Origin of the sequence: Psychrobacillus sp. FSL K6-4046 (genome assembly GCF_038624605.1) — a bacterium.
Classification (GTDB): Bacteria; Bacillota; Bacilli; order Bacillales_A; family Planococcaceae; genus Psychrobacillus.
The window spans coordinates 3421374-3441818 of record NZ_CP152020.1; the positions used below are offsets into that span (position 1 = coordinate 3421374).

The 20445-nt window shown below is 37.7% G+C and carries 24 protein-coding genes; 1 reads left to right on the forward strand and 23 read right to left on the reverse strand.

Features of this window, described 5'->3' with window-relative positions:
* Positions 1 to 63: 63 nt before the first annotated feature.
* The 14 genes from MKY09_RS16810 to acpS all read right to left on the reverse strand — a co-directional run bounded on the left by MKY09_RS16810 (position 64) and on the right by acpS (position 10821).
* Positions 64 to 2232 carry a Tex family protein gene (locus MKY09_RS16810; protein WP_342567158.1) on the reverse strand — a complete coding sequence of 723 codons (2169 nt, stop codon included), beginning with the start codon at positions 2230 to 2232 and terminating at the stop codon, positions 64 to 66.
* Between the two features lie 71 nt (positions 2233 to 2303).
* Positions 2304 to 2903 carry a PP2C family serine/threonine-protein phosphatase gene (locus MKY09_RS16815; protein ID WP_240949795.1) on the reverse strand — a complete coding sequence of 200 codons (600 nt, stop codon included), beginning with the start codon at positions 2901 to 2903 and terminating at the stop codon, positions 2304 to 2306.
* Complete coding sequence (sigB, locus tag MKY09_RS16820; RefSeq protein WP_169360992.1) at positions 2900 to 3682, reverse strand: RNA polymerase sigma factor SigB; 783 nt, start codon at positions 3680 to 3682, stop codon at positions 2900 to 2902. The genes MKY09_RS16815 and sigB overlap by 4 nt, the downstream gene beginning before the upstream one ends.
* On the reverse strand, positions 3660 to 4130 hold the full coding sequence (gene rsbW / locus MKY09_RS16825) for an anti-sigma B factor RsbW (protein WP_251553344.1): 471 nt from the start codon (positions 4128 to 4130) through the stop codon (positions 3660 to 3662). Before rsbW ends, sigB begins: the two co-directional genes overlap by 23 nt.
* On the reverse strand, positions 4117 to 4458 hold the full coding sequence (locus tag MKY09_RS16830; RefSeq protein WP_169360987.1) for an STAS domain-containing protein: 342 nt from the start codon (positions 4456 to 4458) through the stop codon (positions 4117 to 4119). The genes rsbW and MKY09_RS16830 overlap by 14 nt, the downstream gene beginning before the upstream one ends.
* 69 nt (positions 4459 to 4527) lie before the next feature.
* Complete coding sequence (locus tag MKY09_RS16835) at positions 4528 to 5529, reverse strand: PP2C family protein-serine/threonine phosphatase (protein ID WP_169360986.1); 1002 nt, start codon at positions 5527 to 5529, stop codon at positions 4528 to 4530.
* 12 nt (positions 5530 to 5541) lie between these two features.
* Positions 5542 to 5943 (reverse strand): anti-sigma regulatory factor, encoded by a 402-nt coding sequence (locus tag MKY09_RS16840; RefSeq protein WP_169360985.1) that lies wholly within the window; start codon positions 5941 to 5943, stop codon positions 5542 to 5544.
* 5 nt (positions 5944 to 5948) lie between these two features.
* A complete protein-coding gene (locus MKY09_RS16845; protein WP_169360984.1) occupies positions 5949 to 6311 on the reverse strand; it encodes an STAS domain-containing protein in 363 nt (120 codons plus the stop codon).
* Positions 6311 to 7138, reverse strand: a complete 828-nt coding sequence (locus tag MKY09_RS16850) for an STAS domain-containing protein (protein ID WP_169360983.1) — start codon at positions 7136 to 7138, stop codon at positions 6311 to 6313. The genes MKY09_RS16845 and MKY09_RS16850 overlap by 1 nt, the downstream gene beginning before the upstream one ends.
* 304 nt (positions 7139 to 7442) lie before the next feature.
* The gene (locus tag MKY09_RS16855) at positions 7443 to 7793 is read right to left on the reverse strand and encodes a type II toxin-antitoxin system PemK/MazF family toxin (RefSeq protein WP_144539613.1); all 351 of its coding nucleotides are present in this window, start codon (positions 7791 to 7793) and stop codon (positions 7443 to 7445) included.
* 4 nt (positions 7794 to 7797) lie between these two features.
* Positions 7798 to 8031, reverse strand: coding sequence for a transcriptional regulator (locus MKY09_RS16860; RefSeq protein WP_240949796.1), 234 nt, complete (start codon positions 8029 to 8031; stop codon positions 7798 to 7800).
* Between the two features lie 178 nt (positions 8032 to 8209).
* Positions 8210 to 9316 (reverse strand): alanine racemase, encoded by a 1107-nt coding sequence (alr, locus tag MKY09_RS16865; protein ID WP_169360981.1) that lies wholly within the window; start codon positions 9314 to 9316, stop codon positions 8210 to 8212.
* Positions 9317 to 9385: 69 nt separating this feature from the next.
* Positions 9386 to 10408: an outer-membrane lipoprotein carrier protein LolA gene (locus tag MKY09_RS16870; protein ID WP_169360980.1), complete on the reverse strand. Its 1023-nt coding sequence runs from the start codon at positions 10406 to 10408 to the stop codon at positions 9386 to 9388.
* Between the two features lie 59 nt (positions 10409 to 10467).
* Entirely contained in the window at positions 10468 to 10821 is a 354-nt protein-coding gene (gene acpS, locus MKY09_RS16875; RefSeq protein ID WP_169360979.1) for a holo-ACP synthase, read from the reverse strand.
* A gap of 67 nt (positions 10822 to 10888) precedes the next feature.
* Here acpS and MKY09_RS16880 point away from each other — a divergent pair, with 67 nt between their 5' ends.
* The gene (locus MKY09_RS16880) at positions 10889 to 11518 is read left to right on the forward strand and encodes a rhomboid family intramembrane serine protease (RefSeq protein WP_169360978.1); all 630 of its coding nucleotides are present in this window, start codon (positions 10889 to 10891) and stop codon (positions 11516 to 11518) included.
* 109 nt (positions 11519 to 11627) lie between these two features.
* On the opposite strand, the gene MKY09_RS16885 is transcribed toward MKY09_RS16880, so the two are convergent.
* The 9 genes from MKY09_RS16885 to MKY09_RS16925 all read right to left on the reverse strand — a co-directional run bounded on the left by MKY09_RS16885 (position 11628) and on the right by MKY09_RS16925 (position 20346).
* Positions 11628 to 13124 (reverse strand): PH domain-containing protein, encoded by a 1497-nt coding sequence (locus tag MKY09_RS16885; protein WP_169360977.1) that lies wholly within the window; start codon positions 13122 to 13124, stop codon positions 11628 to 11630.
* Positions 13117 to 13596, reverse strand: a complete 480-nt coding sequence (locus MKY09_RS16890) for a PH domain-containing protein (RefSeq protein ID WP_169360976.1) — start codon at positions 13594 to 13596, stop codon at positions 13117 to 13119. Before MKY09_RS16890 ends, MKY09_RS16885 begins: the two co-directional genes overlap by 8 nt.
* A gap of 185 nt (positions 13597 to 13781) precedes the next feature.
* Positions 13782 to 15311 carry a DEAD/DEAH box helicase gene (locus tag MKY09_RS16895; protein WP_342567159.1) on the reverse strand — a complete coding sequence of 510 codons (1530 nt, stop codon included), beginning with the start codon at positions 15309 to 15311 and terminating at the stop codon, positions 13782 to 13784.
* Positions 15312 to 15646: 335 nt separating this feature from the next.
* Positions 15647 to 16342 carry an alpha/beta fold hydrolase gene (locus tag MKY09_RS16900; protein ID WP_169360974.1) on the reverse strand — a complete coding sequence of 232 codons (696 nt, stop codon included), beginning with the start codon at positions 16340 to 16342 and terminating at the stop codon, positions 15647 to 15649.
* Between the two features lie 17 nt (positions 16343 to 16359).
* Positions 16360 to 17727, reverse strand: a complete 1368-nt coding sequence (gene murF, locus MKY09_RS16905; protein WP_342567160.1) for a UDP-N-acetylmuramoyl-tripeptide--D-alanyl-D-alanine ligase — start codon at positions 17725 to 17727, stop codon at positions 16360 to 16362.
* A gap of 6 nt (positions 17728 to 17733) precedes the next feature.
* Complete coding sequence (locus tag MKY09_RS16910) at positions 17734 to 18840, reverse strand: D-alanine--D-alanine ligase (protein ID WP_342567161.1); 1107 nt, start codon at positions 18838 to 18840, stop codon at positions 17734 to 17736.
* Between the two features lie 63 nt (positions 18841 to 18903).
* Complete coding sequence (locus tag MKY09_RS16915; protein WP_342567162.1) at positions 18904 to 19218, reverse strand: multidrug efflux SMR transporter; 315 nt, start codon at positions 19216 to 19218, stop codon at positions 18904 to 18906.
* The gene (locus tag MKY09_RS16920) at positions 19218 to 19547 is read right to left on the reverse strand and encodes a multidrug efflux SMR transporter (protein ID WP_169360970.1); all 330 of its coding nucleotides are present in this window, start codon (positions 19545 to 19547) and stop codon (positions 19218 to 19220) included. Before MKY09_RS16920 ends, MKY09_RS16915 begins: the two co-directional genes overlap by 1 nt.
* A gap of 61 nt (positions 19548 to 19608) precedes the next feature.
* Positions 19609 to 20346: a hypothetical protein gene (locus MKY09_RS16925; RefSeq protein ID WP_169360969.1), complete on the reverse strand. Its 738-nt coding sequence runs from the start codon at positions 20344 to 20346 to the stop codon at positions 19609 to 19611.
* Positions 20347 to 20445 lie beyond the last annotated feature (99 nt).

Here is a 20445-nt window from a genome sequence, read left to right on the forward strand (position 1 = left end):
TACTCTCTCCTAGATAAAAGAGCTTGTCCACTGATGTTCATCAATGGACAACTCTGGTTATTATTAGACTTGTTGTTCAGGTGGAAGCATCGTTAATGCAATTCTTCCTTTGTTGGCATCGAACTGCTCTACCCATACAGTAACGATATCCCCAAGGGAGACTACATCTAAAGGATGCTTTACAAATCCTTTTTTAAGCTTGGAGATGTGTACAAGTCCATCTTGTTTAACACCTATATCTACAAAGGCGCCGAAGTCGACTACATTTCGAACTGTACCTTGAAGCTCCATTCCTGCTTTTAGATCCTCTAACTTTAGTACATCTTTTTTAAGTAATGGCTGCGGGAAAGCTTCACGTGGATCTCGTGCTGGCTTAATCAATGCATCCAAAATATCCTTTAGCGTAATCTCACCAATCCCTAATTCTTTACTAGTTTCTTCTATAGAAATAGTTTTTAGTACTTCTTCTGCTTCCTTAGAACCTATTTGGCTTTTAGTTAGTCCAGCAATTTCAAGGACTTGTTCCGCTGCCTTATAGCTTTCCGGGTGAATTCCTGTTGCATCTAACGGATTTTTAGCGTCTGGAACACGTAGGAAACCAATTGCCTGTTCATATGTTTTAGCTCCAAGACGAGGAATTTTCTTAAGCTGAGCTCTTGAAGTGAAACGTCCTTGTTCATTTCGCATGTTTACCACGTTCTCTGCTACAGTTTTAGAAAGGCCAGATACGTATTGAAGTAATGAAGCCGATGCTGTATTTACATTTACGCCTACTTGGTTAACCGCAGTCTCTACTATAAAAGAAAGAGATTCCGACAGTTTCTTTTGTGACACATCATGCTGGTATTGTCCCACACCTACTGCCTTTGGATCTATTTTTACCAACTCCGCCAAAGGGTCTTGTAGTCTTCTAGCAATTGATACGGCACTTCGTTGCTCAACTTGAAGGTCGGGAAACTCGTTCCTTGCTGTTTCTGAAGCTGAGTACACCGAAGCACCTGCTTCATTGACAATTACGTATGCAACCTCTCCTGTCACTTCCTTCAGGCAATCTACGATAAATTGCTCTGTTTCACGAGATGCCGTACCATTTCCAATCGCTATAAGAGAAATCGGATAATTCTTAAGGTAAGAAAGAACTTTCTTTTTTGAGCCTTCTACATCCATTTTAGGTGCGTGAGGGTAAATGGCAGATACCTCTAATAGCTTACCTGTATCATCAACCACTGCAAGTTTACAGCCAGTACGGTAGGCCGGGTCCACTCCAAGTACCACTTTTCCTTTTAATGGTGGCTGAAGTAAGAGGTTACGTAGGTTTTCAGAAAAAATATGAATAGCCTGCGCTTCAGCTTTTTCTGTAAGCTCTGCACGAATTTCTCTTTCTACGGAAGGTTGAATCAATCTCTTATAAGAATCCTCTATCGCTAGCTTCACCTGTTCCACTGCTTCACTAGTAGCATGATTCGGTATCCATTGTGCTTCCATTACTCTTAAAATTTTGTCCTGCGGTGTTTGTAGACCAACTTTAAGTACATCCTCTTTTTCACCGCGATTTAAGGCAAGAATTCGATGAGGTACTATTTTTTTCACTGGCTCTTCATATTCATAATACATTTCATAAACGTTTTTTTCATCGAGCTCTGCTTTTTTCAAAGAGGATACAATTCTTCCGTCGGTGCGCGTTAGGTTACGTATTTGTTCCCGTATTTTAGCATCATCTGCAAACTGTTCTGCTAATATATCACGAGCACCTTGAAGCACGTCTTCAGTAGTCATTACCTCTAATTCTTCATTTACATAAGCTTCTGCTTGGGTTTGAATAGATTCTTTGGGGAATCCAAGTAGTTCCGTAGCTAAAGGTTCCAGCCCTTTTTCTTTTGCTATAGTAGCTTTCGTTCTACGTTTTTGTTTGTATGGTCTATACAGATCCTCTACTCGTTGAAGGACAGTCGCATTTTGTATAGAAGCTGAAAGTTCTTCAGTAAGTTTCCCTTGTTCTTCTATTAATCGCAGAACTTCCTCTTTGCGTTGTTCGAGCTGTTGGATATAATGATAACGATCTTCTATTGCTTTTATTTGTACTTCATCCAATGAGCCTGTTTGTTCTTTACGATATCGAGCTATAAAAGGTACTGTGTTTCCTTCTTCTAATAATTTTATTACTTGCTCTGCCTGCGATGTTTTCGTGCCCGTCTCTTTGGATACGAGCTGAAGCATTTTCTTTAGTTCCAAAACAAACCCATCCTTTCTATCTAACCTTATTTTAACATATTCTGAACGCAGCAAAAAAGCTTACCCTTTAATTATGAGAGTAAGCTTCCTACAATGAATGTGGCGTCGTCGCCATGTTCTATTTCTTTATAAACTGTTTCGTACAAACATTTAGTACCGCTAGACTCCTTAATAGTGGACTTTGGACTCTTCATCACTACCCCATCAGAATGCAAAAGGAACAAGTCATCTTTAGCACATGGATATGTTTGTGTATTAATCTTTTGTTTACGTCCTGACAGATATCCCATGACTGGCAATGGATAAATCATTTTCCCAGTGGAGCGTTGGTACATATAAAACTTTATATTGCCTACACAGCTATAAGATATAGTTTGAGCTTTATAATCTATTTTCACAAGAGCAACTGCTGCTCCTCGTTTTTGAACCATAAGCTCATTGCATTTTAACAATAAGTTATCCAATGTCTCCTCAGGATATTGTTCTAAAATGTTTGGTATTACGTCAGCTGATTCTTTTGCTATTGGACCGTTCCCTAATCCATCTGCAATTGCACAAAGCATAAAATCTTCATGCTTAGATACATAGTAAGTATCACCAGATTCCGAATTCCCTGTTTTTGCTTCCTGAAAGACTAGCAACTCGACTTTTTCATCTGAGTAGTTTATCAATTTACAATTCCACCTGACGATAATATTGCCTCTTGTAATTTCTTTATTGCTTTGCGTTGAATTCTCGATACATGCATTTGCGAAATACCGAGACGGTCGCCTGTTTCTTTCTGACTCAGCTGCTCCATGTATGTAAGTAAAATTATCTCTTTTTCTCTTTCCGACAACACATTAAAAGCTTCGGCTACAAGTAAGCGCTGATCCGTTTTTTCAAACTCCCCGTCTGTCTGACCAATTACATCAAACAACGTTATAGTGCTACCATCTGCATCGGATTCTAAGGAATGATCCATTGACAATGCTTGATAGCTTTTGCCCATTTCCATTGCTTCTAGAACATCTTCAACTTCTACATCCAGATAATCTGCAATTTCCGGGACTAAGGGAGATCTTTGAAACTCAGTTGTTAGCACTTCCACTGCCGATCTAATACGTGGACCTAATTCTTTTATTCTTCTTGGAACATGAACTGCCCAAGTCTTGTCTCTGAGAAATCTTTTTATTTCACCTATAATCGTCGGAATGGCAAAAGCTTCAAAGTTTTTACCAAAGGACGGATCGTATCTTCTAATGGCCCCTAATAGACCAAGCATCCCTACTTGAACTATATCCTCATGATGAGACTTACCATTAGAATATTTACGAGCAATCGACTCAACCAAACGCTCGTAGTTTAACACAAGATTTGTTTGAGCCTCTTCGCTTTCTGTCGTTTGATATTCTTTAATCCACTTTAATATTTGTTCCTTTGACTCTTTAGGAAGAGATGTGTTCGACATTATCATCCACCTGCTTTACTCCGACATGCTTCGTCATAAATACAGTTACACCCTCTTGGTGATGAACTTTTACTTCATCCATCAATGTTTCGATAAGGTATAAGCCAAGCCCTCCTTCACGTAAGAATGATCCCTCCTCTAAATCATGGTAAGGTCCCACTTGCGCTTTTGTTTCCTCAAAGTTAAAACTTTTTCCATGGTCTGCAATCATAATTTCGATTCTATCAGAATATAACGCACAACCAATTACTACTTCGCCGTCCTCATCTTCTGCATAAGCATGCTGAACTGCATTAGTAATTGCTTCACTCGCTGCAATCTTTAAATCTTCAATATCATCATAAGAAAAGCCCATCCGATTCGCCAGCCCTGAAATTGTAAGACGTGCTACACTCACATATTGAGGCTTTGCAGGCAAACGAATCTCTACATAATCAAACGGTTTCATCTATTTTCACCTCTTCGCTTGCTTGAATGTCCATTATGTCCCCTAACCCAGTTATATCAAACAATCTTTTAAGGCGAGGTGAAAGTCCCGTTAATTCCATGTGGACATTAGACTCTTTAGCACTTTTATAAAAACCTACAAATACACCTAATCCAGTACTATCCATATATGATACGTCCGATAAATTTAACTCGACACGTGAATCTTCTTTTAAATTAATTTCTGAAAGCTTTTCTCTTAACAAAGGTGCTGTAAATGCATCAATCTCACCTTTAATAATTCCTTTGATACGCATTTCTTCTTCGTATAGTTCTACTGATATATTCATAATCAAATTATCCCCCGTTTTCACTATATATACGTATCTATACCACGATACAATCATTGTTAAACATTTTTATAGCGATTTCTTGAAAATGACTAGAGTGAAATCATCACGTTGTTCAAATTCCTGCAATTCCTCTAGCTTATGGAATACATATTCGACCATTTCTTGAGCCGGCTTATCTTTTACGCTTTCAATAATACTTAGTATTATATTTTGGTCAATAAAGCCTTCCTTCGAACGACATTCCGTTACACCATCGGTCATCATTACAACAAAGTCGTCTTTTTCTAACGTAATAGAATGTTGCTCGTATTTGACATTAGGAACTACACCAAGCAATAAGCCTTTTGCCTGAAGTTCTTTAAACTCTCCTGTGTGAGCACAATAGAACAATGGTGGCTCATGTCCTGCTGAAGCATAAGTGAATTCACTCAGTGCTGTATCGTATGTTCCGTAAAACATCGATATAAACATAGAATCACTAACACTTTTTTCAACAATTCGATTGATGATATCTAAAACAACTACTGGATCAGTGTCTGGACCATCCAAACTATCCATACCATATTTAATCATGGACATACAAAGAGCTGCAGGTATCCCTTTACCAATGACATCAGCCACTGCGACACCTATTGCATGGTCATTACTCAAAAAGTGAGTGTAATCTCCATTCATTTCTTTCGCCGGAACAGAGATTAGCCCTATATCCAAGTTATTCATGTTTGGGATTTTGGATTTAAGCAGTGTTTGCTGCACATTAGTTGCCAGTTCCATTTCCATTTTAAAATTTTGCTGTTTTTCAATAAGTGTTTGATGTTCTTTTAAGGCCAAGCCATATCTAATCATAACTTCTATCAAAAAATCAAACGAATGAGATACCTCTTCCGGTAAATCAGGCATAATCTCTTCCAAAGAAGCCTTATGTATACTGATTACTTCCTCCGGAGAAATACTTTTTTGTATGAGCTCTCTACTAACATTTTGACCTTCATATAAATTATGCTCCGTTTGACTTAACGTATACTGTCTCAAAATTTCCTTATACTGTTTTTTAAATTGTTGAGGCATTTATCTTACCTCCTACCTTAACCACTTAGTGGCAATAATTGTTGTCCCATCTCCAACTGCAGTTTCGATTTTAAAATCGTCCATTAGTCGTTTCACCCCTGGTAACCCTGCTCCCAAGCCTCCTGAAGTGGTATATCCATCTTCCATAACTTTACGGACATCAGCAATACCAGGTCCTTCATCAGCAGCAATAATCAAAATCCCTTTTTGATTACCTTCTACAATTTGTTTGATCTCAATATTTCCTTTTCCAGCGTATAAATATATATTTCGAGCGAGCTCGCTAATAGCGGTGGTAATTCTAGCTTGGTCAACTGTTCCAAAACCAGCATCTTTTGCTTCGTTTCTCCCCAGTTGCCTTGCCGCTACTATATCCCACTCACTTATAATGTGAACAGAAGACTTCATATTCATATGGATTAGTCCTCCAATTCTCGTTCAAGTTTTTCCAATCCATTTTCTAAGTCTAAAGCAGTTACTACATTCTCAAGTCTAATTCCTAACTCGATTAATGTGATTGCAACGGCCGGTTGTATTCCCGTTATCACTACTTTAGCTCCCATTAGACCTGACATATTAATGACGTCTCCAAGGACTTTAGCGATAAAAGAATCAATAAAGTCTATCGGTGTTAAATCTAAAACTACTCCCCTAGCAGCTGTCGTATGCAGCTTGTCCAATAAATCCTCTTGAAATGACAAAGCAGTTTGATCATCTAGCTCCCATTGTATGGATACAATTAAACAATCCCTTAACTTCAAAATTGGAATCCGCGTCATCATTATGATTTCACCTCAACTATCGCTCTATTTGTTAGTGCCAATGCTTGTTCCACTCCACGTTGCAAAGTACTTGTTGTTGTAAAATCATTTAAATTAATACCAAGCGTTACAATTGTTTGAGCAATCTCTGGGCGAATTCCCACTAAGAAACACTTTGCCCCTACTAAACGAACTGCATCGGCAGCCTGAATAATATGATGAGCGACCATCGTGTCTACTACTGGAACTCCTGTAATATCCAATAACACTACTTCTGCACGATGCTTCACTACTCCTTGCAGTAAGTTTTCCATTATAAGCTTTGCACGCTCAGTGTCAATTGTTCCAACCAATGGCATCACTGAGATTTTCTCAAACACAGGAATAAGAGAGGCTGAAAGTTCCTGCAGTGCTATCTTTTGTAGGTTAACTGTTTTTTCCCACACAATAGAGTAAGCTTCTACAATTGTATGAGTAAGAGGCGTAAGCCAATTGTTCAAAATAGAGCGATAAGATTTATAATTATTTTCATTTAAATGTCCGGCACTTTCCATATCTTCATAGATAACTTCTGTAAAGTTAGTCAATGATTTTAAAACAAAAGATATGGACCATCCGTAGCGCACAATTTGTACGGAAAAGTCGTTTAGCTTCCCTGTATAAATTTCCTGATCTTCAGTAAGACTCGATATCATTAATTCCCCAAATTCGCGTGCAGTATGGTCAATAACTTGATCTGACATAATTTGAAAAAAACGGTCATCTTTTTCGTCTTCCATCTTAACTTTCCATTTTTCCAATATTATATCGATATTATCGCGAATGTATGTAGCAATTTGTTTATTCATTTGGTTGTTCCCAGCTCCTCATTATTTAAATGGTAATTATATTGTAACGAATCTTATAAGAATTTACATCTATTAATATCTTTGCAGGTTTTTTTATGCTGTTTAAAAGCAACATAATCTACTCTACACACAGTAAATCATTTAAAGAAATCTATATAAATACCACTCTATATGGCGCAATTCTTATTTTTAAAGAAAAATAATTTTCACTCTAAATGAAAACTCTCCACATAACTCATATAAAAAGAAAATAAAAAAACACAATGCGTATTTGTCGGCTACACATTGCGTCTTGTCTATGTATTTAAAATTTTACGATTCCTAAACTGATGCCTAGTGCATGATCGACTTCTTCCATTACATCTTCATCTAAATGTGTAATTTTATCTGTAAGCCTCGACTTATCAATAGTTCGTAATTGTTCTAATAATATAACTGAATCACGTTCAAAATCATACTCTTTTGCATTGATTTCTACATGTGTTGGCAATTTCGCTTTTTGAATCTGAGCGGTGATTGCTGCCACAATTACAGTCGGACTAAACCGATTCCCGATATCATTTTGTATCACCAATACGGGTCTGGTTCCACCTTGCTCAGACCCGACTACTGGTGATAAATCTGCAAAAAAAACGTCCCCACGTTTTACGATCAAGTTTTCATCCTCCACTTACGAGTCGCTCTGTCGTATGTTGGGCTTCATATTCCGCATGTAGACACTCTGTACATATGGATAAGTTAATATGAGACATCTCAACATAGCCTTTCATCATAGCTTCTCTTATAAGATTTGCCTGGCCTTTCTTTATATATTCATTTGCATGTACACGAGCAACGCTTTCCCTACCTGGTAATGATTGTGTAGCTTGCTTTTCCTCATTACCCATTTGCATTGGAATCTCTATAAGCGCTTCTTTTTTCTTTTTATCACTTACCACAGCAAACACCTCCGACAAAACATTTCCCTATCTGACAATATACTTCATCTTACCATTACTGGGCGTGAAATAAAAGACATTATAAGAAATGGTTAGACAAATTATGCATGAAGAACTACGTTTTGTCGACAGTTTACTTGCGATAAATTCTAGGTATTCTAGTAGATAAGGTACAGCATACTTCATATGGAATCGTTTGAAGCGTTTTTGCCCATTCTTCAACCTCGATTTCCTCGTCTCCTTGTTTTCCTATTAAGACAACTTTTTCTCCGACTTTCGTTGGGCCATCTAGACGTATCATACATTGATCCATACAAATCTTTCCGACGAACGGCATTCTTTTCCCTTTAACTAACACATGCTCTGTATGGAGTTTTCTAAGTAGCCCATCCGCATAGCCAATTGGTAATGTGCCAATCCATTCTTCGGTTTTAGCTGTATAGGACGCACCATATCCTATTGAGTCTCCCTCATTAACCTTCTTTACATGTATTATTTCTGTATACAAAGAAAGAGGCTTTTCCAAAGGGAAAGGAAGATGATTATTCAAAAATGGTGAAGGAGCTATTCCATACATAGATATACCGAAACGGACTGCATCCCAGCTTTGACTAGGATGTTGCAGTGCAGCAGCACTATTGGAAGCGTGAATCATAGCAGGCTTTTGTTCAAATAACCCTAAAAAGGAGTTAAATTTTTTGACTTGCTTATTAAAATACTCGGTATCCTCATCGTCTGCAGTAGCAAAGTGGGTATAAGCACCCGTAATTTCTAAGCTACTAGATTCCTTTATAAAAGCTAAAGCTTCTTTCAGTTCTTCTTTATTTGAGAATCCTATTCTTCCCATACCACTATCTATTTTAATATGGATCTTCACATTACTTTTAAACTCTTTTGTAGCATAAATCCATTCACATGAATAAGCTGTAAGAGTAATATTCTGGGCATTAGCCTCCGGTAAAAAAGAAGGTGGCGCAGCTCCCAAAACAAGAATCTCAGCTTTTATGCCAGCTCCTCTTAGATGTAATGCTTCCTCGGGAGTGGCTACAGCAAGCATAGAAGCACCTGATTGAAGAGCAGCTTGTGCCACCTCAATGTCTCCATGTCCATATGCATTTGCTTTTACTACTGCAATTATTTGAGTGGAAGATGGTAAAGTCTCTTTTAACCGCTCTATATTAGTTTGTATTGCTAGTAAATCTATTTCTATAAAAGTTGGTCTATATAGCTTTTGTGACATTATTAAACCTCTTCTTCCAAGTCTTTAAAATTATTATGCTCCTTGGAAGAAGAGGTCGTCAACCTATAATCACTTTAATTCAGTAACTGTCATCGAAGCTGCTACCTCTATCATTTCCTCTTTAGTTAGTGAAGAGGAGGCAATAAAGAACGACATCCCATCTTGTTCCCAGCTAATAGATTGATCTGTAACTGCTCCTATTGCCACACCTAAATCAACTGGATCACCAGGCGCAAACACCGGAATAGTAGACGGCATTGAGGCATCGCTCAATTGTTGGATGACTGTAAAATCCTTGTCTCCTCCACTAAAAGTCAGCACTACTCGTTTTTGATTTTCTAATTGTATAACCTTCTCTTCCATTAGATGAGTATCTTCCCATTTAATAACTGGGTAGTGCGTTTCAAAGTCTCTATTTTCTAACTCAGCTGATGCCTCGACTGTATTTCCTTCAGCCTGAGCAGCAGGTGTTTGTTCAATTTTATAGTCTCCAGCAGCTCGTGTTTTTCCTAAAGAGACTTTATCAAACTTGATATGAATCTGTTCCTCTTGATTTTCATTTAATATCGAAACGTCTGTTGGTAACATCGTCTTTTTGTCGATATAGATTTTTTGAGTCGGAAGCATATTTTTGTGATTATTAGTAGTTTTAGCTTCAAATACATATTTATTTCCTTCTTCTTTAAATGTAGCAGCTTTGTCTTTCTTAATGTCCTCTGCTAACGAGCCAATTAAATACGCTTGGCTATTTTCTGAAGGCCACTTACTTTGGAATTTGTAAGTTTTGTTAAGGGCAGGTGTAACGACGAAAACACCTTCTGCATTACGAACAATCATTTGTGTGTTTTCTGCATTTGCATCAGAAACTTTAACACGATAAAAGTCTGGTTTAGTATGCCAAACTTCCACATCATAAACTCTTGGCTCTGCACCTGTTAGAATACTCATTTCTGCAGTTAGTTCATATCCCTTTGCGTCACTCCATTTGTTGCTCAATTTCTTTACTACGTCTTCCTTCGATTCAGCTCCACATGCAGATAGTACCAGAATCATTGCAAATAAAACTACCAGTCTAGCCACTAGGCTCTTCAATTTTGTCCACCCTTTCTATTATCACTGCCTTCGTTCATTGTATGTAGGTGGACGACCGGTTATGATTGAAGAATTACTTGTGCAGCAGCATAATCTTTTGTGTGAGTGATAGAAACAAAGCCATTTATAGGCTTTTCCTTAAAATATAATATAGGTTTCCCAGAACTTTCTTTTAAAATTTCTATATCTTGAAAGCTACATTGCTTCCCAATACCGGTGCCTATTGCCTTAGAGAATGCTTCTTTAGCTGCAAATCTTCCAGCTAAAAATTCTAATTGCCGAGCACCTGATAAAGTCTCCATAATTTCTTTTTCTTTTTTTGTTAAAACACGCGTAACAAACTTTGAAGTTTTAGTTAAAATGGATTCTATTTTTTTTATTTCAGTTATGTCTAAACCAATACCAGTTATCATGAATGTTCTTCCTTTCCTATATGGTCTTTACAAGATATACTATTAATAAGAAATTCGAGGTGAGAGTATGTTCTCCAGAAGAGAAAGCTTTAAACAATACATAAAATTATATCCGATTGTTTCTACCTTATTAGCCATCAATATTTTTATCTTCCTATTAACTATTATACCGGTTTATGGAATCTATTTGCGGTATATGGGGATGGGGGTTAACCTACTCATTGCAGAGGGTGAATATTGGAGATTAATCACTTCCATGTTCTTGCATGCAGGATTTGCTCACTTACTATTTAATATGTTCTCTTTATACATCTTCGGTCCAGAGTTGGAACAGCTTACTGGTAAAGCTAGGTTCTTAACCATCTACTTCCTATCAGGCTTCATGGGTAATGTAGCAACTTATTTGATTCATGACTGGAATTACGCTGGCCTTGGAGCTAGTGGAGCAATATACGGAATTTTAGGTGCTTTTGCTGCGTTAGTTTATTACACGAAACACTTATTACCCCAGCTCAGACAGATTATCATACCTATCATCGTAATTGGTGTCATTCTATCATTCCTACAACCGAATGTAGGGGTGACCGCTCATCTTGGCGGTCTAATCACAGGATTTATACTTGGAATGATCTTTTTTCATCCTAAACGAATTGCTTCCTGGAAGAAAAAGAAGAATCCATACAGAGTGGTTAAGTAACTTACTATTGTACACAAAACAACTAGAATAGAAAGATTTCTTACTTAGAAAGTAAAAACGTGAAATCGAGTTTTTCCGATTTCACGTTTTTTTATGGACAAAATAATTATCATTCCATCTCTTGTTCTATATCTATTTTAGGCTTTCGTATTGGCTCATACCAGCTTAATAGGTTTTCAGAATGTTCCTTCTCGATATGAGGAATCACTGTTTCTGCCCCGCCAACCCCTGATTTTATAGTTACTACTACAGAAGAAACGTCTGATTTCTTCTGAAAGTACGTAGTACGAGCTGTCATCGATTGAATCCTTCTTTTCTCCATCCAAACAGTCACTCTACTAAATAATCGATATTGGGCAACTAACTGTGTCTCTTCTATATAAAAACCAGCTGTTCTCTTCTGCCACAAGCCTAATCCAAAGCTTGCGGGGATTAGTAGAAGTGATAATAATCCATATGGATAAAAGAAGTAAATAACTGTGGCAGCTATAGGTAAAATCCACAGCAAATCTAAGCGATAGAAGAATTTTCGAGATTTACTTGGCACTCTTTGAAAGTTAGGTTGCATTTGAAAATCAGGGAAAATTTCTTCTAAGATTGGATAAATCTCTGCTTTCTTTATTAATGGCAATAAACGAATGGTTTCATCTTTTTCTGCCATTGACCCTCCTGCACTATCTACCGTTACCGTAGCATATCCAGTAAGCTGACGAAGAGGGTTTTCTACTAATCGGATCCCTTGTATCCGAGTTAAAGGAATTGTAATTTTCTTTTTCTCTAAAAGTCCTCTAGTAATAATAATCTCGTCATCCTCTATCTTTATTGTAAAATCATAATAGTTGATAAAGGTTAACAGAACTGAAACAATCCAAGCCATAAGTAAAACAGCGAAGATTACTAAGACTACCATAAGCACTCCAAATTTGATGAAAATCATAATTTCGTTATAAATAGTTTCATAGGGTATAAACTCTGAGAACTGGGATGCAAATACTGCAAGACCTGAAAAGAATACTCCTACACCACCTGAAGTGCTCGCTAGTACGAGAAGATCCTTTGTGGACATTCGGAAAATTGGCTTCTTTTCTTCTATAATTGTCTCTTCAACCTCTAAATCATCTTCTATAATAGGTACATTTTGACCTTTAGCGAGCATGATTTCTTTCTTTATTTGCTCGGCGGCTTCTTTCCTAATAGCAGTAAGCTCAGCGTCAGCCTCTTTTGTAGGACCTCCACCTGCTGTTTCCACCTTTACTTTTACCAATCCAAATGGTCGATGGAATATACCTTCCGTATAGTCAAGACTCTGAATACGTTCAAAAGGGATATATCGCTTTTTCTTTACAAAAAGACCATACTCTATTCGCAGCTCCCCATCTTCAAACCAATAGCGAAATCTTCTCCATTTAATAATTCCACTGATTAGCATGAACAAAAGCAGTACTCCGTAAATGCCGTAAGTGAAAAGTCCAGACCAAAAGTTTGCATCGTCTCCAAAACCATTGACTAACACTAGAACGATTAACGGTAGAATCATTTCCTTTAAGACTTTCACAAAATTTATAACGGCAGAAATTGGGTGAAGTCTATACTTTTCTTTAGACATCTTCTTCCGCCACCCTTGCTAGCACCGAAATTCTTCCTCGTAGCTCATCCGCCTCTTCTGTTATTAATGCGGGAATTGTGTGGCTGGTAGCAGCCGTTGAGATAGTAATAGACGACAAATCATACTTACGTAAAATCGGTCCTTGCTCTGTGTCTACATGTTGCACTCTAACCATTGGGACTAGCGTTCTCTTCACAACAAATAGACCATGCTGTAGTTCTATTTCCTGATCCCTTACCTCGTATCTCCATCTGCTCCATCTTACCTTTGGAAATAAATAAATGAATAAATATCCAAATAGCAATACTACTGCTCCTGCCACTATGTATAACCATATGTAGTTTCCCGTAAAATAATTGATTACTCCTGTACCAATGCCTAATAACAAAACAATTAGGGTTTGTATGATGCCATAAATTCTCCACACTCTTAAACCTTTTACGGATATTCGATTAATTGGTTCTTTTCTCATTATCATCCACCTCTTCTCTTGTCATTGTATACGAATATTACACAAAAATGTTTCAACTTTATAATTAGATTCATTAAATTAATTTTATTTGCGAGTCATACAGGCTAAACGTTTATCTTTTTACATGCTAAGCACACAAAAGGCGAATCCACCAAAGTGGATTCGCCTTAAAGGATTATATAAAATTAGCCTTCGTTACGTGGTGTACGAGTTCTTGTGCTACGTTGTGTAGAACCGTCACGTGGACCGCTGCTACGACGACCGCTTGGACGTGAACCGCTTCCTGAACGAGAAGATCCGCGATCGCTTCCTCCACGTGATGAAGAACTACGTCCGCCACCGCCGCTGCTACGGTTACCTTTGTATCCGCCGCCGCCACTACGCTCTCTACGAGCTGGTAATGGACGTTCTTCTGAAAGTGAGATTGGTGAATCGTCTGGCTCTTTCGTCATTGACTTGATTGCTGCTGCAACCACGTCAACTGCTTCATGCTTTTCAAGCATTTCTGCAGCAAGTGTACGGTAGTCACCTAAATCATTTTTGTTAATAATTTCAGTAAGAGCTTCAATCGCTACACGTTGTTGCCCTACTAATGCTTCATCTGAGCTTGGTGGACGAAGAGCTGTCATACGTTTTTTCGTAGTGTCTTCAACAATACGAAGGTAGCCCATTTCTCTTGGAGTAACAAATGTTACCGCAATACCACTTTTACCAGCACGTCCTGTACGACCGATACGGTGAACATAGCTTTCTGGATCTTGTGGAATATCAAAGTTATAAACGTGAGTAACGCCTGAGATATCTAATCCACGAGCAGCTACATCAGTTGCAACAAGAATATCAATTTTATTTGATTTGAACTGTTTTAATACAGACATACGCTTCGCCTGGCTTAAGTCTCCATGAATTCCTTCTGCTAAGTAACCACGGATGCTTAGGGCATTTGAAAGCTCGTCTACGCGACGTTTAGTACGTCCAAAGATAATTGCAAGCTCTGGTTGGTGTACATTCAATATTCTTGAAAGGAAATCGAATTTTTCACGCTCAGTAGCTTTTACATAGAACTGTTCAATATTTTCAACAGTCATTTCTTTTGATTTGATCTTAACTTCAACTGGATCTTTCATGAATTTATCAGCAATTTTACGAATTGGTCCCGGCATAGTAGCTGAGAACAATAATGTTTGACGATTGTCTGGAACACTTTCTAAAATTGTATTGATATCATCAATGAAGCCCATGTTTAACATTTCATCCGCTTCGTCCAAGATTAATGTTTCCACTTGGTCAAGCTTTAAAGTACGACGGTTAATATGGTCAAGAATACGACCAGGTGTACCAACGATTACTTGTGGCTTGTTTTTAAGCGCACGGATTTGACGGCCAATTTCTTGTCCTCCGTAAACAGAAAGTAAACGAACTTTTTTATCATAGCCTAATTTATAAAGCTCTTCAGAAACTTGAATTGCAAGCTCACGAGTTGGAGCAATAATTAAAGCTTGAATGTTAGGGTTTTTAGGATCAACCTTTTCAATCATTGGAATACCGAAAGCGGCAGTTTTACCAGTACCTGTTTGTGCTTGGCCAATAATATCGCGGCCTTCCATAGCATGAGTGATAGTACCTTCTTGGATTGGTGTTGCTTCTTCAAATCCCATTCGTTGTACGGATTTTAGTGTAGAAGCGCTAATATTTAATTCTGAAAAATTTGTCAAAATTTTAATCTCCTTTTTGTTCTGTTTTGACAAATGGTTACATTTTCAGATGAAATTGCGGCAAATTCGAGCCTATACGAGGAACGTTTCCGTTACTTAAAATTCTCTGTGGTTTCAATCAGAGGGGTCTAATATAAAGGGAAAGCCCGGTCTTTTGCCGAGCGGTTCGTTAATTCTTACGTAAACAAACCGTTATGTTCAAAAAAAAGTACTCTTCAATAAATGCTGAAGAGTCTTCGCACAAAATGTATCCATTGTTCTAAACGTAGTATAGCATGCAATTGTCCCAGTTGCAATGAATTAGAATTTAAAGTCAGTAGCTCCGAACTTTTCTTCTACATTTCTTCCCTTAAAAATGTAAGAGCCTGTGGAAACCATTCCTGACAATCATCGCTATAACAAATATGGTGCTTCCCGCTCTCCGAAAAAATTAGCTGTTTGTTTGTAGAACGGATATGGTCAAATAAGAAGGGTGCTGTCGTAAAAGGAACAATTCCATCTTTCTTTCCCTGAACTAAACATACTGGGATAGTAATTTGTTCATAATAAGGTTCGACCATTTTCACCACTCGAACAAATTCTAAAGCAGCTTGAATAGGAGTTGCACGAAGTTTGTTACTATAGATTTGAAACAGCGTATTTTCTTCTGCTTTACCTTCAACTATTTTTTTGGCGACGTCTCCTATATCATGTAGCAACTGCGTTGGATTTATGTATTTTGCGGCAGCACTTAATAAAACCAATCTTTCAATTTTATAGCGTAGAGCCAAGTAAATGGCAATAATCCCGCCCATGGAAAAACCAACCACAAACACTCGATCTACTTCCTTTTGCAGCAAACGCAAAGCCTGCTCCGCTGCCATCATCCATGATTCGGCTGTTAGGTTTTTTAACTCCAGTGTTTCCCCATGGCCAGGTAAGGTAGGAACTACAATTTTCCAGTCAGTATTTACTTCTAGATAATCCACATAAGGTTGGACTTCATATGGACCCCCAGTAAAACCATGTAAGCAAAGTACTCCTGTTTTCATGCCATCCCTACTTTCTACTATTTTTGAAAGGGTTCAATTACCTTCTCTAACTTCATTCCCCTTGATCCCTTAACTAAAACAATAGATTGATTTGTTATTTTTGAATCTAAAAAGGATATAAGTGACTCGTAATCATTTTCTACCCATTTCAGCTGTTGTTCATCAAACTTGTCTGATAGTTGGTCTTTTAACCATTTCATACGTGAGCCAAATAAACAAACACCTGAGAACACATCATTGGATATATACTCACCAATTTCTTCGTGGAATGATTTTTCATCCGGACCAAGCTCCAGCATATCCCCAAGCACAAGCCATTTATCGGGTTTAATAGTCGACTTCTCTAAAAATTGAATAGCTGCTCTCATAGAGGTTGGGGCAGCATTATATGCATCGTTAATAAAAATACTGCCATTGTTAGTTTCAATTACCTGCATGCGCATATCTGTTAGTACGATTTGCTTTAAGGCATCACGCATCTGTTGACTCGACAAACCTATTTCTTTCCCAACAAGTAATGCAGCCAACGTATTTTTCACTTGATGCTCCCCTAGAATGGGTATAGACATTTCTTCATTTAGCTCTCCATTTACAATAAAGCTGCTTCCCTGCTCAGTAAATGTAACTTGTTCAATACATAAATCATTTTTATTTCCTGTACCAAAGGATTTAGTATTTAAACCTGGTGCATTCGATATAAACGGTTTCAAAAGAGGTTCGTCACCGTCATAAACGAGTAGCCCATCCTTATTTAAGCCAACTATAATCTCAAACTTCGCTTTCGCAATTCCTTCTCTAGATCCAAGGTCCTTCATATGCGCCTCTCCAATATTTGTGATTACTGCATACGTTGGTTTTGCCATATTGGAAAGGAATTCAATTTCTCCAAATGAGCTCATTCCCATCTCAAGTACCGCATACTCAGTATCCTCCTCAAGGGATAGAATAGTCAGAGGAAGTCCTAGTTCATTATTAAAGTTTCCTTCCGTCTTCTTCACACGGTAATAAGGCGAAAGCATTCCTGCTATTAGGTCCTTTGTGGATGTTTTACCGTTTGATCCGGTGATTCCTATGAATACGGTAGATAACTCTTCTCGATACGCTCTTGCCATCTGTTGTAGTGCTGCTTCACTACTGTCTACAAATAGCAAAGGAACGTTCTTTGGAGGATTTGGCTCATCCTTTAACCAGAATGCTGCAGCTGCCCCTTTATCGAATGCGCTCTCTACGAATTTATGACCATTCACATTCTCTCCTCGAAAGGGGATAAATAGATCTCCCGGCTTTAACGTACGGGTGTTAATAGAAACTCCTGTAACTAAAGGGTTACTAGATGGTTGTTCTAAACCTAACCACTTTGCGATATGTGCTAATGTTTTTTTCAACTTAAGTCACTCTCCGTCCTTAGAATGTTCCAGTTGCTGTTTTTCCTCATAGCGTTCAATCGCTAGTGATATTAGCTCCTCGATCAAGTCTGAGTAGGATAAGCCCGAAGCCATCCACAGCTTTGGATACATGCTAATTGGGGTAAACCCAGGCATCGTATTTACTTCGTTGATCAGCACCTCTTCTGTATCTGTGACAAAGAAATCTGCACGAACTAAACCAGAGCAATCTAACACTTTGAATGCACGAATAGCTGCATCCTCTAAAGATTTTTGCAATCTATTTGAAACATTTGCAGGTATTGCATAGTTTGTCGTTCCATCTATATATTTTGCAGAGTAGTCGTAGAAGTCTTTAGTTGGTAATACTTCACCGGCTACTGAACATCTTGGAGAATCGTTTCCTAATACACTCATTTCTATCTCACGAGCGACAATACCTTGCTCTACTAAGATTTTACGGTCATATTTAAACGCTAGGTCGATTGCTTTTATAAGTTCTTCGCGATTGTTTACCTTTGTAATCCCAACACTTGATCCTAGATTAGCTGGTTTGACAAACAACGGCCATTTTAAGCTTTCTTCAATTTTTTCAAGTATAACTATTTGATTGTTCTTCCACTCACGTCGAATGAAATGAACGAAAGGAACCTGTTTTAAGCCTGCTTGAGCAAACAGTTGCTTCATAACTACTTTATCCATTCCAGCAGCAGAAGCTAAAACTCCATTTCCAACGTAAGGCAAGTTTAATACTTCTAGTAGTCCTTGAACTGTTCCATCCTCACCATTAGGTCCATGCAGCAATGGGAAGATTACGTCTAGTCCTTCTTTACCTTCCGCAGTCGCAAGGTTCTTAGGGGTATTATCAGTTGGAAGGAAACTTGTTATATCATTCGCTTTTCCTGTATCTTCTCCAAATTGAAGCGTTTCAACCGATTCAACTGGCCCTAATAGTTTTTGTCCCTTTCTCCATTCTCCCTCTTTCGAGATGAAGACAGGATACACTTCATATTTAGCAAAATCTATTGCTTGCGAAACCGCTCTTGCCGTTAACAAAGAAACCTCGTGCTCCGCAGATTTCCCACCATATAATAATCCTAATTTCAATTTCATCACTTTGACCTCCACGTTTTGGATATTTCTATTTTATCATTTCTTGTATCTATACATGAATTGTTAGCCAAATAGTTTGAGACCAACTACTCCACCTATAATACAGCTTAAAAAGAATAATTTTAGACGGCTTTTCTTTTCGTTAAACAAATACATACCGACCAATACACTTCCTGCTGCCCCAATCCCAGTCCACACAGCATATCCTGTACCTACAGATATATCCTTAAGGGCTAAGGATAGTAAAAAGAAACTTAAAGATGCCGTAATAATGGTAAGTATAGAGAATTTCTTATTTTTAAAGCCATTAGAAAGCTTCATACAAACTACAAAACCAACCTCAAAAAGACCAGCTACAATCAGTATAATCCATTCCATTAATTTGCCTCCTCTGTATCAATCAGCTTTAAACCAACGATACCGAAAAGTAGCAGACATAAGAATACGACTTTACCTGCATTTACTTGTTCATTAAACCATAGAACACCTACGACCGCCGTGCCGGCAGCTCCAATACCCGTAAATATAGCATATGCAGTTCCAATCGGAATCGTCTTCATCGCCTGTGCAAATAAAAAAAAGCTAATCACTAGAAACATTATGGTGATAAGAGAAGGGATAAGCTCTGTAAAACCATGAGCTTCCTTTAACCCAATTGCCCATATAATTTCAGTTATGCCTGCAACTATAAGTAAAATCCACGCCACTATTTATCACCTCATATACATAATAGACGCTTTTGCAACAGTATGTAGCAAAAGCGTCCTCTTATATTTCTATTAAGAAATCATATGGTCTTTTAACATGGTGCTTAATATCCTCTAGCACCTCGTCAGGAAAAATATTTTCCGGTAAGCAACGAATTTCAATTCCATAATTAGTCTTATCCACGCGGAACAAAGACATGAGAACTCCGTCTTCATAAAAGTCGGTGTACCTTTCCACAGTTGCAGAGGACAACTCTGGCAATATAATATTATTCTTTTTTCTCCAAAATGCAGTAGATTTCGTTTTTTCTTTAATCACTTGATTGAATAAGTCAGCGATTAAACCGTAAAAATCTTCTATATCTCGAAAATAAATTTTAGTAATATGCTCATCTTCATCGGTCATATAGACAAATCGATTTTGAAGGTGATGATAAAATGGTGATCGAAACGCTTCTTTTTTGTGTGCTATATATAAAAGCTCTGCTTGTTCTTGAGGAGTCAGCAGATTTAATCGTCGCTCATCTGAGAAATCCAAAAAACAAAGGGAAGTAGGTTTTTCAGAGGACTCCTTTAAAAAATGTCCAAATTGATTTTCCCCTATAAAATCCATTTGTGTATGGATATTAAAAGAAGCATCTTCGTAACGATGCTTTAACAACAAAAGGGAAGACAAATTAGCAAATTTTAAAAATAGTTGAACTGAAATACCACTAAATAATGTAAAATGCTCTATCTCATTTGCATGAACGTATAGATGAGTTAAATAGTCATCTAAGTCTCTCTCTTTTTTAGCCACTGAATTTTCACTCCTCATATAAGATATATATTAGCATAATTTTATTTAAACGAAACAACTGTTTTTGTAATATCGTCTATATTACTCACAAGCCAAAAA

Bases quoted from the DNA above. Each gene is read 5' to 3' on its own strand.
- sigB (WP_169360992.1), bottom strand. From the start codon at position 3,682: ATGTCGAACACATCTCTTCCTAAAGAGTCAAAGGAACAAATATTAAAG.
- rsbW (WP_251553344.1), bottom strand. From the start codon at position 4,130: ATGAAACCGTTTGATTATGTAGAGATTCGTTTGCCTGCAAAGCCTCAA.
- MKY09_RS16830 (WP_169360987.1), bottom strand. From the start codon at position 4,458: ATGAATATATCAGTAGAACTATACGAAGAAGAAATGCGTATCAAAGGA.
- MKY09_RS16835 (WP_169360986.1), bottom strand. From the start codon at position 5,529: ATGCCTCAACAATTTAAAAAACAGTATAAGGAAATTTTGAGACAGTAT.
- MKY09_RS16840 (WP_169360985.1), bottom strand. From the start codon at position 5,943: ATGAATATGAAGTCTTCTGTTCACATTATAAGTGAGTGGGATATAGTA.
- MKY09_RS16845 (WP_169360984.1), bottom strand. From the start codon at position 6,311: ATGATGACGCGGATTCCAATTTTGAAGTTAAGGGATTGTTTAATTGTA.
- MKY09_RS16850 (WP_169360983.1), bottom strand. From the start codon at position 7,138: ATGAATAAACAAATTGCTACATACATTCGCGATAATATCGATATAATA.
- MKY09_RS16860 (WP_240949796.1), bottom strand. From the start codon at position 8,031: ATGCAAATGGGTAATGAGGAAAAGCAAGCTACACAATCATTACCAGGT.
- alr (WP_169360981.1), bottom strand. From the start codon at position 9,316: ATGTCACAAAAGCTATATAGACCAACTTTTATAGAAATAGATTTACTA.
- acpS (WP_169360979.1), bottom strand. From the start codon at position 10,821: ATGATAACTGGTATTGGTTTAGACATAACTGAAATAAAAAAAATAGAA.
- MKY09_RS16880 (WP_169360978.1), top strand. From the start codon at position 10,889: ATGTTCTCCAGAAGAGAAAGCTTTAAACAATACATAAAATTATATCCG.
- MKY09_RS16885 (WP_169360977.1), bottom strand. From the start codon at position 13,124: ATGTCTAAAGAAAAGTATAGACTTCACCCAATTTCTGCCGTTATAAAT.
- MKY09_RS16890 (WP_169360976.1), bottom strand. From the start codon at position 13,596: ATGAGAAAAGAACCAATTAATCGAATATCCGTAAAAGGTTTAAGAGTG.
- MKY09_RS16900 (WP_169360974.1), bottom strand. From the start codon at position 16,342: ATGAAAACAGGAGTACTTTGCTTACATGGTTTTACTGGGGGTCCATAT.
- MKY09_RS16910 (WP_342567161.1), bottom strand. From the start codon at position 18,840: ATGAAATTGAAATTAGGATTATTATATGGTGGGAAATCTGCGGAGCAC.
- MKY09_RS16915 (WP_342567162.1), bottom strand. From the start codon at position 19,218: ATGGAATGGATTATACTGATTGTAGCTGGTCTTTTTGAGGTTGGTTTT.